This is a genomic window from Amycolatopsis endophytica (assembly GCF_013410405.1).
GTDB lineage: Bacteria > Actinomycetota > Actinomycetes > Mycobacteriales > Pseudonocardiaceae > Amycolatopsis_E > Amycolatopsis_E endophytica.
The window spans coordinates 1,674,021-1,688,545 of record NZ_JACCFK010000001.1 but is presented as its reverse complement, the minus strand read 5'-3'; the positions used below and the strand labels follow the sequence as shown (position 1 = coordinate 1,688,545).

Here is a 14,525-nt window from a genome sequence, read left to right as displayed (position 1 = left end):
GCGGAACCGCTTCCGGGGTGAGATACGTCATACTCTCGGCAGCTTTTTCCGCGAGGGGGACGCATGACCGAGGCCAATCCGCTGGTTGCTCAGGCTCAGTCGACGACGACCGGGGTTACCGGGATCGGGATTGTGGAGTCGGCGCAGGATTTGTCCAATGGGGTGAAGGACGGGTCGTGGGTCGAGGGTGGTCTCGGGGCGCTGGGTGTGGGTCTCGAAGTGTTGTCGATGGTGATCGATCCGTTGGGGACGTTGGCCCAGTACGGGGTGGCGTGGTTGATCGAGCATGTGCGGCCGTTGAAGGAGGCGTTGGACTGGTTGGCGGGTGATCCGCCGGTGATCCAGTCGTTTTCGGATACGTGGGCGAATGTGGCGGCCGAGGTGGGCACGGTCGCGGGGGATCTGGGCAATGAGGTGAGCAACGGTACGGCGGGTTGGTCGGGTGCGGGTGCGGACGCCTATCGCGGTGTGGGTGCGGAGCAGGCGGAGGCGATCGCGGGGGCGGCGTCGTTGGCGGAGGGGATTTCGGCCGGTGTGATGATCATGGGCACGGTGGTGGGGTTCGTGCGCGAGATGGTGCGCGACATCGTGGCCGAGTTGGTGGGGAAGCTGATCACGTGGGCGTTGGAGGCGGCGTGCACGTTGGGGTTTGCGACGCCGTTGATCGCGGCGCAGGCGACGACGGCGATTTCGGGTGCGGTGACGCGGATTTCGGATTTCATCCGGAAGCTGGTCAAGACGATCGGGAACGTGTCGCCGCGGATCGGCCGGATCATCGAGAAGCTGGATGAGATCATGCGGGCCCTGCGCAGGCTGGGCCGCAAACTGGGTGGCGGTGACGGTACTTCCCCGTCGGCGGCCCCTGGTGGCGGGAAGGTCGACACCCCGGACCTGGACGGCCCTGCCAGCCCCGACGCACCGAACAGCCCCGACGGCGTGGACGGCACCCCGGGCGGCAGCCACCCCGGCGACGGCTCCCTTCGCGACGGTTCCGCGGATCCGCGTGACACGGCGACCGAACCGGTCGGCCGCTGCGGCCGCAAGGAACCGATCGATGCGGCGACCGGCGAGATGTTCCTGGTCCAGACCGACGTCGAGCTGGCGGGCCTGCTCCCGCTCGTGCTGGAGCGGACGCACGTCTCGTCCTACCGGTCCGGGCGGCTCTTCGGCCCCAGTTGGGCATCCACATTGGACCAGCGGCTGGAGCTCGACGCGCAGGGCGTCTGCTACGCCGGCCCGTCCGGGGTGATCCTGGTCTACCCGGACCCGCCCGCGGACGGCGCGCCGGTGCTGCCCGCGGCCGGCGCCCGCTGGCCGCTGTCCCGGGACGGCGACGGCTTCGTGATCCGGCAGCCGGACACGGGCCGCACACTGCGTTTCGGCGCCCCCGCCGGGCGGACGTCCCCACTGGAAACCGTCACCGACCGCAACGGTCACCGCCTCGACTTCGAGCACGACCAGGACGGTGTCGTCACCGCGGTGCGCCACTCCGGCGGTTACCACGTGGTGGTCGACAGCGAGAACGGCCTCGTCACCGAACTGCGGTTGCGTCCGGCCGAGGGCGCGGACATCACTCTCGTGCGTTTCGGCTACGCCGGATCGCGCCTGGTCGAGGTGCTCAACTCGTCCGGCCGGCCGATGCGCTTCACCTACGATCAGGCAGGCCGGATCGTCCGGTGGGACGACCGGGGCGGCGAGTGGTACGGCTACGAATACGACCACAATGGACGGTGCGTCCGCACCGATGGCTCCGGCGGCATGCTCAGCGGCACGTTCGCCTACGACCCGGAGAACCGGACCACCGTCGAAACCGACTCACTCGGCCATATCAGGACCTACCACTTCGACGAGCTGCACCAGCTCGTCCGGGAGATCGACCAGCTCGGCCACCAGACCCGCTACGAGTGGGCCGGCCACGGACGCCTGACCGCCAAAACCGACCCCACCGGCCGCACCACGCGTTACGCCTACGACGAGGACGGCAACCTGGCCACGGTCACGCGCCCCGACGGCACGCAGACACTCGCCGAGTACAACGACTTCGGCCTGCCGCTCGTGGTGGTGCAGCCGGACGGCGGGGTGTGGCGGCGCGAGTACGACCCGGCGGGAAACCTCCTGCGCACCACCGATCCCGCCGGCGCCGTGCGGTCCTACACCTACGACGAACACGGTCTGCTCACCTCGGTCACCGATCCGTCGGGCACGGTTCGCGTCATCGAGACCGATGCCGCCGGACTGCCCGTCCGCGTCCACACCGGCGACGGTGTGGGTACCTCCTGCACCCGTGACCAGTTCGGCCGCATCGCCAGCGTCACCGACGCGGCGGGCGCGACGACGCGCCTGACGTGGACGGTCGAGGGACGCCTGCGTACCCGGACCCTGCCCAGTGGCGCGGTGGAGCGGTGGCGCTACGACGCCGAGGGCAACCACGTCGAGCGTGTGGACGCGCTGGGCGCGGCGACGCGGGTGGAGACGACCCACTTCGGCCTGCCCAAGGTGCGGACGGAGGCCGACGGCTCGCGGCTGGAGTACTTCTACGACACCGAGCTGCGAATCACCGCGGTGCGGAACGCGGCCCGGCTGACCTGGCACTACGAGTACGACGCGGCCGGGCACCTGCTGCGCGAGACCGACTTCGACGGCAGGCGCGTCAGCTACATCCGCGACCCGGCCGGCCGGATCCTGTCGAAGACGAACGGTGCCGGACAGACCACGACGTTCGAGCGCGACGCGGTGGGCAACGTCGTCGAGCGCCGGTCGCCCGGCAACGTCGCCACCTTCGCCTACGACCCGATGGGCCGATTGCTGCGGGCGGCCAACTCCGACGCCGAAGTCGTCTACGAGCGCGACCAGGCTGGCCGGGTGGTCGCGGAAGCGGTCAACGGCCGGGCGGTGCGGTCGGCTTATGACGCGGCCGGACGGCGGGTCCGGCGGATCACGCCGACCGGGGCCGAAAGCACGTGGGAGTTCGACGCGGCGTCGCGGCCGGTGGCGCTGCACGCGGGCGGTCACCGGATGTCCTTCGGCTACGACACGGCAGGTCACGAAGTGGAGCGGTTGCTCGACACGGGCACCGTCCTGGCGCAGAGCTGGGACGCCGACCACCGGCTCACGTCGCAGACGGTGTCCAGCGCGGCTTCCGCGGGCATGCGGGTCGTCCAGCGGCGGGAGTACCGGTACCGGCCGGACGGGCAGCTCGCCGAAATCGAGGACCTGCTGCTCGGCACTCGCCGCCTGCACCTCGACGCGGCGGGCCGGGTGACCGGTGTGGACAGTCCCGCCGGTGCCGAGCGCTACGCCTACGACCGGGCGGGCAACCTCACGATGGACGCCGTTCCCGGAGATCCACCGTCGCCGCGGCAGTTCGCCGGAACGCTGCTGCGCGCGACCGGCCGCGTCCGGTACGAGCACGACGCGCAGGGCCGCGTCGTGCTCCGCCAGAAGAAGCGGCTGTCCGCCAAACCGGACACCTGGCGCTACACCTGGGACGCCGAGGACCGGCTCGTGGCCGTCGTGACCCCCGACGGTTCACGCTGGCGCTACGCCTACGACCCGCTCGGCCGCCGCATCGCCAAGCAGCGCCTCGGCCACGGCGGCGCCGTCGTGGAGCAGGTCGACTTCATCTGGGACGGGACCACGCTCGCCGAACAGGTGCACAACGGCGTGGACGCCACGACCTGGGACTGGGAACCGGGCAAGCATCGGCCGCTGGTGCAGACGCGGCGGGCCCGCGACGCGTCGCAGGGCTGGATCGACCGCGAGTTCTACTCGATCGTCACCGACCTCGTGGGTGCTCCGACCGAACTGGTCGACGAGCACGGCGGCCTGGCCTGGCAGCACCAGACGACATTGTGGGGCGAGGCGCTGGGGAGGTTGTCCGGGCGGGCCGGCACGCCATTGCGCTTCCCCGGTCAGTACTTCGACGCCGAGACCGGGCTGCACTACAACTACCAGCGCTACTACGACCCGGCGACCGGCCGCTACGTCTCACACGACCCGCTCGGGCTCGCGCCGTCACCGAACACCCAGGGCTATGTCCGCAACCCCACGGGCTGGATCGACCCGCTGGGCCTGGAGGGGTGCACCTTCCAGAACCAGCAGCCGGACCAGCTCAACGACGAGCTCGAAGTGATGCGGCGCAACGGGGTCGAGCCGACCACGCCCGGCACCCCGGAGTTCGACGCCATGATCGCCCAGGGCGATGGCCAGCTGAAGTGGGTGGTCACCGCCGACGGCGATCTGCGGGTCGCGCCGCACAACGTCAACGGCGACGAGATCAGCCACGCCGCGATCGCGGGCGGCGGGCCGGTGCGCGCCGCGGGCCAGGCCAACGTCGCCGGATCGTCCGACGCGGGGTACTTCGGCCTGGAGATCGACAACCACAGCGGGCACTACCTCCACAATGTGCAGCAGGACCCGGACGCCATCATCGAGGAGGGTGTGAACGCGTTCGGGCAGCACGGTGTGATGGACGGCTTCGAAAGGAACCCGATCCGTGGATCTGGCTGACGAGCTCCGGCGGCTTCCGCGCGAGGAGCAGCGTGCCCGGTTGCGGGAGACGCGCGGCGGCGGCAACTGGCTGGGCCTCATCCAGACGGCGACGCTCCGGGCGAGGACGGCGGACGAGGCCCGCGCCGAATGGGCCCGGCTCGCGGTGTCGGCCCTCGAAACCGCCCGCGAGGAGGGCGCGCTGGAGGACCGCGAGGTCCGTCCACGGGAGGCGAACCTCTTCCGCACCCTGGACGATCCGGCCGGTGCGGGGCTGGACGCGGACGAGGTGGTGGCCGCGTGCCTGGCCCTGGCCGGCCTGACCCCGGCGGAGGCGGATGCCGTGGAGTGGGCCTACCGGGCCGAGGACGTCGACAAGATGCGCACGCTGCGGCGGGTGCGCAACGTCGTCCAGCCCGCGGTCGCCATCGCCGGTTTCGTCGGGCGCGAGGAGCTGCGCCGCGAACTCGAAGCGTGGCGCGAAGTCCTGCCGCGCCTGCCCTGACCGGTCCGCCTACCGCACGAGTCGTAACCCAAGAGCCGCTTTTCGACGGACGCGGTGGCCCGCCGTCTGACGTAGCTTCGTGGTCGTGCGTGCTCCCGGCAGGTGGCCCTCCCTCGCGGACGTGGTGCTCACCCTCGTCCCGATGGTGTTCGTGCTCGGGGTGACCACGGCGGCGGGCCGTGGCCAGGGGAATCCGCTCGATCTGCCCGGCTACCTGTGGCTCGCGGGTGCGGCGCTGCCGTTGTCCGCCGCCCGGCGGGTGCCGCTGCCGGTCTTCGTCGTCACGGCGGGCGTGACCTGGGCCTACTACACGTCGGGCCAGCCGAGCGGTCCGGCGATGGTCCTGCCGACCGTCGCGTTGTTCGTGCTCACCCGCCGCCGGGGACCGCTCGTCGCGGGGGTCACCGGTGCGGTCATGGTGCTGCTGGCCCTGGTCGTGCACCTGGCGACCGGCGGCACATTTGTCCTCGACGCGCGCGCGGGGCTGCTGACGGTGTGGCTCGTCGCCGTCGTCGGTACCGGGACCGCCGTCCGCAACCGGGCCGCGGCGAGGCAGGCCGTGCGGCAGGAAGCGGCGGAGCGGCAGTCGCGGCTGGCCGAACAGGAACGCCTGCGCATCGCCCGCGAGGTGCACGACGTCGTCGCCCACAGCCTGGCCATGATCAACGTCCAGGCGGGCGTCGCGGTGCACGTCGCGGACCGGCGGCCGGACCAGGCCGTCGCCGCGCTGCAGGCGATCAAGGAGGCCAGCGCCGCCGCGCTCGCCGACCTCCGCGCCACCGTCACCGTCCTGCGTTCCGGCCAAGGGCTCGGGCCCGCGCCGAGCCTGCGGCAACTCGACGAGCTGCTCGACCACACCCGGGCCACCGGCCTCACCGTCCGCGTGCACGGCACGCCCGGCGACCTGCCCGCGCCGGTCGACGGCGCGGCCTACCGCATCCTGCAGGAGTCGCTGACCAACGTGGTCCGCCACGCCAACCAGCCCCGCACCGTCGACATCCGCTTCGCCCGGCGGGACGGGCACTTCCAGCTCGTGGTGCGTGACGACGGCCGCGGCGCCGACCATCCGACCATCGGCAACGGCCTGCGTGGCATGCAGGAACGCGCCACCACCCTCGGTGGCCGGACGGAAGCCCGCGCCGTCGACGGCGGGTTCGAGGTCCGCGCCGAACTACCCCTGGAGGACGGGTCATGATCCGGGTCGTGCTCGCCGACGACCAGGCGCTGGTGCGCGCCGGGTTCCGCGTGCTGCTGGAGACCGAGGACGGTTTCGAGGTGTGCGGGGAGGCATCCGACGGTGCGCAAGCGGTTGCGCTGGCCCGCGAGCACCGGCCGGACGTGGTCGTGATGGACATCCGCATGCCGGGAACCGACGGCCTGACCGCGACCCGCGAGATCACCGGCGATCCGGAGCTGGCGGATGTGAAGGTCCTGGTGCTGACCACCTTCGACGTCGACGAGTACGTGTTCCAGGCACTGCGTTCGGGTGCCAGCGGATTCCTGCTCAAGGACACCGAGCCGGTCGAGCTGCTCCGCGCGCTGCGGGTGGTCGCCGCCGGGGAGGCCCTGCTGGCGCCGACCGTGACAAGGCGCCTGATCAGCGAGTTCGTCGGCCGTCCGGAGAACCGGCGGATCGACGCCGCCGCCGTCCGCCAGATCACCGACCGCGAACGCGAGGTGCTGGCCCTGGTCGCGGGCGGGTTGTCCAACGACGAGATCGCCGCGCAGCTGGTGATCTCCACGGCCACCGCGCGCACGCACGTCAGCCGCATCATGACGAAGCTCGGGGCCCGCGACCGCGCCCAGCTCGTGGTATTGGCCTACGAGTCCGGCTTGGTCACGCCGCGCGGTTCACGATCGTGACGCAGGACCACCACGAGCCGCACCAGGAACACCACGCCGAGCAGGCCGACGAGGCCGATCTGCACCCACATCCGGGCCTCCTTCCCGCCCCCGATGCTGTGCTCAGTAGGCGCGCGAGGGTGGGAGGAGGTTGCGTGACACGCCGAACTCACCCGTTGGTGGGCTCCCCGGCGAGGATGCGCGTCAGCGACCAGACGCGGTGCGGGTCGAGGTCCACCGGACGCGGCGCCGGGTCGGGCCGCAGCCTGCTCAGCAGCACCTGCTGGACCAGCGCGGCGCGGCCGCGGCGGGAGGCGAGCCGCCGCCAGAAGACGTGGTCCTCCAGGTCGTCGGCCAGCGGGTCTTCGGTCCAGCCGCCGAACGAGTCGAGCACCTCACGCCGCACCAGGTACCCGCTGCCGAGGTAGGGCAGCCCGGCCAGGCGGCGCTCCTCCGGGGGCAGCGCGGCGACCAGCCCTTCGATCGGATCGGCGACCGGGCAGTGCACGACGTCGGCCTCATCGGACGCGGCGACGAGCCGTTCCAGCAGCCGTCGCGAAGCCCGCATCCCGCCGTCGAGCACCAGCAGCCACGGCGCCGACGACCGCGCCAGCAACCGGTTGCGCGTGTAGCCGCGGCCGAGCGGGAGTTCGTGGCGCAGCAGGTCGGCCGGTCGCGGAGCGGGGCGCGGCGCGACGCCGTCCTCGCCGAGGAGGATCCGGCGCGGCAGCACGGTTCCGGCGAGCAGGTCCCGTACCAGCGGGTCCGGATCGCCTTCGCCCGGACGGCGGACCAGCAGCACGTCCACCTCCGCCCGTTCGGCGTCGGGGAACACCGTCGGTACTGGCGAGGGCAGCCATTCGACACCGGACGTGCGACGCGCGTCCGCCGTCTGCTGCCCCATCCGGGTGGCCTGCGGCGGGTTTTCCGAGGGGGCACCGAGCGACCGGGTTCCGGCGAACCGGACGTCCCAGGACGGGGTGTCGACCGCCATCGGTTGCGGTCCGGGCGCTGTCGACGTCTCGGCGCGTGGCGCGCTCTCCGGCACGCCCGGCGCCGCCGTCAGCACCCGCTCGGCCAGCTCCACCAGCGTTTTCGCCGACCCGAGGGGATCCAGCGCGGTGCGGACGAACTCGTACCCGGCCATCCGCAGCTCGCGTTCCCGCTGCGGGTCCGCGGCCAGCGCGGCGGCGGCCGCGCCGAGCGACTCCGGCCGCGTCACCACCAGGTGCGTGCCGGACACCAGCGGCGCGAGGTCGGTCGATGACTCGGTCAGCACGACGCAGCCGTTGCACAGCGCCTCCAGCACCCGCACCCACTCCAGCGCGCGCGACCGCTCGCGGTGCAGGTTGAGCAGGAACCGCGAGTTCGCCAGGTGCGCGAACTTCGCCTGGCCCGGCAGGAAGTCGACGCGCCGCGGCCCCATCGGCTCGTGCGGCGGGGTGAGCAGCCGGACCCGCAGGTCGGCGAGGTCCGGGGCGTAGGACGCGAGCAGCATCGACCGGCGCCGCTCGGCCGTGCCGAGGTAGGTCACGTCGATCTCGCGTGCGCTGTCCGGGTCACCGCCCCAGCCGTCCCACAGCGGGCTGTAGCCGAGCTGGAAGTGCTCGACCGGGATACCGCGGCGGCGCAGCTCGGCGGTCGAATCGTGGTTGATGTCGACCGCACCGGCCAGTCCGGGCAGCAGGGACGCGCTGCGCTCGAACGTCGCCGTGCCCGGGTGCTCGACGCAGAACGCGATGGTGCGGCGGCGCTGCTCCTCGGTGGGCTGGTCGGCCTCCGGTGTTACCACGAAGTACTCGTGCGGCACGACGACGTAGACGGTGCCGGAATCCGCGTCCGGGTAGCGGCCGGTCGCCGTGGTGGCACGGAACCCGGCGCGCCGGACCGCGTCGGCGACCACTTCCAGCAGCTCGGCCATGAAGCCGGACCCGCCGGTCGCGGACACGAAGCACAGCTGGACGGTCATGAAGTCCGCTTCCGCACGGCGCGCAGCGGAGCGGTGACCCGCCAGCTCACCGTCGCGCGCGTCGCTTCCAGCTCCCGCGCCAGCTCGGCGGCGCGCTGCTCGGCGGCGACCGTGCCGGTTTCGGCGACCGGCGCCTCCGGGGTCGCGCTCGACAACTGCAGCTCGGCGTCCAGCAGCCGCAACCGCAGCCGGTCCCGTTCGGTGCGGGTCTCGGCCAGCTCGGTGCGCAGCGCATCGCGCTCGGCGCGGGCGACCAGCACGTCACCGGCCAGCGCTTCGGCCTGCTCGGCGCGCTCGATGACACCGGAGAGCTTGTCGAGGTCCTTGACCAGGCGGTCGCGGTGCCCGGTCAGCTCGCGGACCTGCAGTTCGGACTCGCGCAGCTCGGTGCGCAGGCGTTCGCGCTCCTCGGTGAACGCGACCCGCTCGGCCCGCAGCCGGGTCAGCTCGGCTCGCACCGCACCCGGCAGCTCGTCGGTCATCCCCGCTCCTTCACCAGCTCGGTGAGCACGTCGGCGTACTCGGCGGCGTAGGTCGCCGGGTCCAGCCAGTCGTGCAGCTTCTCGTAGGCGTTCGCGGCGACCGCGCGCCGCCGGTCCGCCGGGGTTTCCAGCGCCCGCAGCAGCGCGACGGTCAGGGCGTCGGCGTCGTTGGGTTCGAACAGCCAGCCGCTGTGCCCGTCGGTGATCATTTCGCGTGCGCCGAACACGTCGCTGGCCACGACCGGCAGACCGCAGCACACCGCTTCCAGGATCGACCGCGGCAGCGACTCCACATCGGAGCTGTTCACGAACAGGTCGGCGGCCTCGAACCAGGGCGTCGGATCGCGCTGGATCGGCACCAGATCGACCCAGTCCTCCAGCCCGGTCCGCTCGGTGAACTCGCCCAGCGCCAGCCCGTACGGCGACGGGTGGTGGCCGACGATGCTCAGCCGGATCCCCGGATGCCGCCGCCGCACCCGGTCCATGGCGCTGATCAGCAGGCCCTGGCCCTTGCGTGGCTCCAGCACACCGACGTTGAGCAACAGCGTGGTGTCCGCCGGGATCCCCAGTTTCCGGCGCGCGGCGCGACGGTCGCGTTCGGACACCTGACCGCCGTGCGCGACCATCGGCGTGCCGTACCGGATCGTGCGGCAGCGGGCGGGTGTGGAGAACGGCAGGAACATCTCGCGGGTCGCGTCGGCGACGAACAGCAACCGGTCCGCCTCGCGCAGCGTGCCCACCCAGCGTTCCCGCACCGGCGGCAGCAAACCGGCCGGACCCCAGTTCTGGTACGAGAAGTCGGCGAGGTCGAAGCTCTCGTGCAGCACCCACGCGGTCGGCAGTCCGGCGCGGATCGCGGCGTCCGCGGCCGGGAACGCGCCGAGGGTGTTGACCAGCGCCACGGAGGCGTCCGTGCCGCGCGCGAACTGGGCCAGCTCGGCGATGTGGCCCTCGTAGGAGGCGACGTCGTGCACACGGTACGGCGAGGTCAGGTGCACCTCGATGCCGTGGCGTTCGCAGTCCTCGCGCAGTTCGCCGTCGAGCTGGGTCACGACCGTGATCCGCCAGCCGTGCCGGGTCGCGAGCCGGTCCAGCAGCTCCTGCAGCCACAGCTGCCCGCCGCCGACCGCGAGGCTGTGCGTGAACACCAGCACGTGTCGCGGATCGGTGCCGGGGCGAGGCCGGGCGAGCGCCTTGCGCGTGTGTTCGGCGAGGTGCGCGGCCAGCTCCACATCGGACTCTTCGGCCGCCGGGTTGGACAGGACGACGTCACGCGCTTCGGAGATCCACTCGCCGGAGGATTCCCCGCGCACGCGCACCCGCACGCTCAGGGAACGGTCCGCACCGGCGGGCAGGTCGACCGGCACGCGCGCCTCGAACCCGCTGACCCCGGCGTCCGGGAAGTCCGGCAGGTGGTCGGCGACGTCCGGCCGCGGCAGCCGGGTGCGGGCACGGACCGGCTCGGCGCCGTCGACCAGGATCTCGACCACCGACGGCGCCCGCGAGTCGAGCAGCACCCAGCCGCGGGCGAACACGAGGTCGCCCTGCGGGTGGTCGCCGTGCTTCGGCGTGTCGATCTCGTACAGGCGCAGCGGTTCTTCGTCGCCGTAGCGGCCGACCTCGACCGTCGCGCTGGTGAGCACATCATCGTTGGCGGCGCGGACGACGATCTCGTGCCGCCCCGTGGGTACCGGATCGGGTGTGCGGATCAGCAGACCGGTCGTGCCCGGCGGCTCGGTGCCGGTCGGCGCGGGGCGCACCTCGGCCTGTTGCGCTCCGATGTGGACGGACACGGTCTCGCCCGCGGTGACCCAGCCGCGCAGCTCGAACAGGTGCCCCACCGGTCGTCCCGGCCGCACCAACCCGGCCGCTGTGTTCATCGTCCCGCCTTCAACGTCTCTTCGGCGTCCTTGACCAGGATCAGCACGTCCTGGTGGCCGTCCCACCCCGCCTCGATGTACCCGGCCAGGCGTAAGCGCGGGGTGAGGACGTGCCCGGTCACCCACGCCGGCGTGCTCAGCGAGATGCCGTACCCCGGCTGACCGGGGTAGTCGGCGTAGCCGAACCCGTGGGCACGGTAGTCGCTCAGCACGCGCTCGTGGTCGGCTTCGGTCAGGCCGTACTCGCCGCCGTTGCCCATCCGCCACGCGACGCGGCGCCCGTGCGTGGTCACGACCGCGACCCCGCCCGGCGCGAGCGCGCGCTCGAAGTAGCCGAGCAGCGCGTCCCACGCGTCGACGTCCAGGTGGGTCAGCACGGAGCCGGACCAGATCAGGTCGATGTCGCTGACCTGCGGGATCTCCTCGATGTGGACCGACGCGGGCAACCCGATCGCGCCGAAGAACCGCGTGCAGTGTTCGACGCCGTCCAGTTCGATGTCGGAGGCGATCAACTCGGCCGCGGGAAACGCGGCGCGGAAGGTGCGCAGCACCCGGCCGTAACCGCAGCCGAAGTCGAGCACCCGGCGCGGCGCGGGACGGCCCGCGGCCTGCAACCCGTGCAGGCAGGCCCGCAACGCCTGTCCGGCCACGGCGAAGTAATGCTCGGTGTTGCCGCGGAACATCGAGTCGCCCGGCGCGATGATCCGGTCGACGCGGGCCATCGTGCGGGCGACCTGGGCGTCCAGTTCGGTCGGCCCGGCCCGCGTGCCGCCGGTGTCCTCGGCGAGGCGGCGGCGCCACGCCAGGCGCATCGCGTCCCGCTCGTGGTCCAGACCGGCACCCGTGGTGATCCCGCACCGGCGGATCGCCTGGAACTCCGCCTCGCGCTCGGCGGCCGCGTCGACGAAGCTCGTCGGCCGGTCGAGCAGGACACCGAGCCAGGCGGCCAGGTCCCGCACGCTGGTGCCGGGCGCGGCGCCGGTCCAGCCGTGCCGGGCCAGGTGGTCGGCGAGCAGCAGCAGACCGCGGTCGATCACCTCGTCCGCGGTGGTTCCGGCGCGCTCCCACTCCAGGTCGATCGCCGTGAGCCGGTCCGCCACCAGCACGTTGGCCGGGACGAGGTCCCACGAGACGTTCGCGTGCACGAGGTCCGCCCACGCGGTCAGCAGCTCCGCGGCCCGCCACGGTTGCTCGATGAGCACTTCGGGCAGCGTCGGCGCGTCGACGACGGCGTCCGTCCACTCGCGCACGACGACCGTGTCGGTGGCCTGCGGCAGCAGGGGAGCGCGGCGGATCTCGTCGCCGATCACGTCCGCGCGCGTGCACCAGCGGGCGGCGCGGTCGGTGTTGAAGTAGGTGGCGAGCACGTCGTCCGGCCACAGCTCGGTGGACGGTTTTCCGTTCGAGGCGAGGAACAACAGCCCGTCGGCGGTGTCCAGGCCGAGCCCGCCGTCGACCAGTTCGGTCCAGCGCTCGTCGCGACCGGACAGCTCGACCGCCAGCCGCGGATGCCGCTCCAGCAGCTCGCCGGTGAACACGACACGCGTGACCCGGTGGCCGGGCAGGCAGCCGAGCACCTGGTGGACGGTCAGCCCGGCGGCGGTCAGCTCGCGCTCCCACCGGCGCCGCGATGAACCGCCCGGCCTGCTCACGCCGAGCCGGTTCGGCACCGCGAGGATCAGGACCCCGCCCGGCTTGAGGCGGTCCGCGTGCGCCGCGTCATCGGCGACGACCAGGTCGTAGGTCCGGTCCGGCACGCTGGCCAGCACCCGCACGCCGGGCAGGTCCGCGGTCCGCGCCCGCACGACCTCGGTGTGCACCGGTTCGACCGCGTCGACCCGTCCGGTCTGTTCGCCCAGGTACCGCGTCAGCGCGCCGTGACCAGCCCCGACCTCCAGCACGTGCGCGTCCGCCGGGATCCGCAGCGCCCGCAGCACGTTGGCGCGGCCGTGGTCGAGCTGGTCCCGCTCAGCCGGGCCCAGCGCCGCGAAGTGCAGCTCGTCGGAGAGCGCGGTGTGGTCGGCGGCGTGGTGGATGATCCCGGCGGCCAGGTCGGTCATGCCACGATCAGCCCGCGGGGTAGGGCAGCAGCAACGAGCGGATGGTCCGCTGGTAGGCACCCGAAAGGGCGGCCTCGTCGGCCAGGTCGCCCTGCGTCACGTTGACGCGGACCAGGTTGTTGCCCGACACCCAGGTGCCCCGGTACACGACCGGTGAGGCGACCAGCTTGTGGAACACCACCTGCGACGGGATGTTCGGCAGCTGATCGCTGATCAGGACCAGGCCGTTGCGCACGTAGTACTGACGCAGCTGACCGGCCAGCGCGGTCGCGGTCGCGGAGCTGTCCAGCGGGATGACCGTCACCGAGATCTTCTCGTTGCCGGGGCCGCTGGCGTCCGGCTGGCGCTGCGAACCACGCCACGCGACCTCCTGCACGGAGCGGGTGGTCAGCAGCGTGGCCTCGTCGGCGTCCATGATCCCGAGGTCGACCAGCCGGTTCGTCGGCAGCAGACCGCTCTGGCCGTCCGGGGTGCCCTCGGTCGGCGGGATCTTGTCCAGCAGCGGCTGGTACGGGTCGTTGCTGTTGACACTGGTCGGCGCGGGATTCTCGCTGGTGCTGGGGCCCGCCGAGTTCTCGTCGTCACCACCGGCGGTCAGGAAGATCGCCAGCCCGGCGGCGACGAGCACCACCACGACCGCGACGGAGATCCACGCGATCTTGCCCTTGCCGCCCTTGGACGGCTGGTCGTCGAACGCCTCCGGGCCCTGCGCGACCCACTCGTTGCCCGACGCCGGGCTGATCGGCGGGAACTCGGTGCCACCCCACGGCGGGCTCACGTCCGGCTCGGGCGCGTTCCACGGCTGCTGGGGTTGCGGCCCGGACTGTGGGAACCCCTGCGGCGGCGAGGCGGGCGCCTGCGGGAAACCCTGCGGCGGAGACGGGTTGGCGACGTACTGGGTGCGCTCCGGGTCCGCGGGCGGGCGGGCCTGCCAGTTCGGGCTGACCGCCTGCGTGGGCTCGGCCGAGAAGTTCTGCTGCTGTTGCTGGGACGGCTGCGGCGTGCCCTGCGGCGGGCTGACCGGCGCGATCACCTGCGTCGAGTCGGCGGAGTTGTTCTGCTCCGCCTGCTGCTGGGGCGCCTGCTGCTGGGGTTGCGGCGGCTGCTGCGGCTGGGGTGCGTCTCCGCTGTAGGACACCGCGGACGAGAGCACCTGGTCCCGGCGGACGCGGTAGTCGTCCGCGGAGAGACGTCCCGAAGCAAGCTCTTCGTCCAGCTTGCGCAACTCCTCCTGCCAGGACACCCGGTAGCCCCCTAATCTGCTCTGGAAGAGGCGGAACGCGTCCGCCGGATACCGCT

Annotated in this window: 9 protein-coding genes; 4 read left to right on the top strand and 5 right to left on the bottom strand. The window is 72.4% G+C overall.

What is annotated here, in order from left to right:
• The first annotated feature begins 63 nt into the window (after nucleotides 1–63).
• From HNR02_RS08385 to HNR02_RS08370, 4 genes are all read left to right on the top strand, one after another.
• The gene (locus HNR02_RS08385) at nucleotides 64–4,509 is read left to right on the top strand and encodes an RHS repeat-associated core domain-containing protein (protein ID WP_179772594.1); all 4,446 of its coding nucleotides are present in this window, start codon (nucleotides 64–66) and stop codon (nucleotides 4,507–4,509) included.
• Nucleotides 4,496–4,993 carry a hypothetical protein gene (locus HNR02_RS08380; protein ID WP_179772593.1) on the top strand — a complete coding sequence of 166 codons (498 nt, stop codon included), beginning with the start codon at nucleotides 4,496–4,498 and terminating at the stop codon, nucleotides 4,991–4,993. The genes HNR02_RS08385 and HNR02_RS08380 overlap by 14 nt, the downstream gene beginning before the upstream one ends.
• Nucleotides 4,994–5,135: 142 nt before the next feature.
• Nucleotides 5,136–6,188, top strand: a complete 1,053-nt coding sequence (locus tag HNR02_RS08375) for a sensor histidine kinase (RefSeq protein WP_179775789.1) — start codon at nucleotides 5,136–5,138, stop codon at nucleotides 6,186–6,188.
• Nucleotides 6,185–6,856: a response regulator gene (locus HNR02_RS08370; RefSeq protein WP_179772592.1), complete on the top strand. Its 672-nt coding sequence runs from the start codon at nucleotides 6,185–6,187 to the stop codon at nucleotides 6,854–6,856. The genes HNR02_RS08375 and HNR02_RS08370 overlap by 4 nt, the downstream gene beginning before the upstream one ends.
• Before the next feature lie 148 nt (nucleotides 6,857–7,004).
• Here HNR02_RS08370 and HNR02_RS08365 read toward each other — a convergent pair whose 3' ends face one another.
• The 5 genes from HNR02_RS08365 to HNR02_RS08345 are packed head-to-tail and all read right to left on the bottom strand — an operon-like array spanning nucleotide 7,005 to nucleotide 14,469.
• Nucleotides 7,005–8,804 carry a glycosyltransferase family protein gene (locus HNR02_RS08365; RefSeq protein ID WP_179772591.1) on the bottom strand — a complete coding sequence of 600 codons (1,800 nt, stop codon included), beginning with the start codon at nucleotides 8,802–8,804 and terminating at the stop codon, nucleotides 7,005–7,007.
• The gene (locus HNR02_RS08360) at nucleotides 8,801–9,286 is read right to left on the bottom strand and encodes a hypothetical protein (protein ID WP_179772590.1); all 486 of its coding nucleotides are present in this window, start codon (nucleotides 9,284–9,286) and stop codon (nucleotides 8,801–8,803) included. Before HNR02_RS08360 ends, HNR02_RS08365 begins: the two co-directional genes overlap by 4 nt.
• On the bottom strand, nucleotides 9,283–11,166 hold the full coding sequence (locus HNR02_RS08355) for a glycosyltransferase family 4 protein (protein WP_179772589.1): 1,884 nt from the start codon (nucleotides 11,164–11,166) through the stop codon (nucleotides 9,283–9,285). Before HNR02_RS08355 ends, HNR02_RS08360 begins: the two co-directional genes overlap by 4 nt.
• Nucleotides 11,163–13,226 carry a class I SAM-dependent methyltransferase gene (locus HNR02_RS08350; RefSeq protein WP_179772588.1) on the bottom strand — a complete coding sequence of 688 codons (2,064 nt, stop codon included), beginning with the start codon at nucleotides 13,224–13,226 and terminating at the stop codon, nucleotides 11,163–11,165. The genes HNR02_RS08355 and HNR02_RS08350 overlap by 4 nt, the downstream gene beginning before the upstream one ends.
• A 7-nt stretch (nucleotides 13,227–13,233) precedes the next feature.
• Nucleotides 13,234–14,469, bottom strand: a complete 1,236-nt coding sequence (locus tag HNR02_RS08345; protein ID WP_312860948.1) for a hypothetical protein — start codon at nucleotides 14,467–14,469, stop codon at nucleotides 13,234–13,236.
• Between the last annotated feature and the right edge of the window lie 56 nt (nucleotides 14,470–14,525).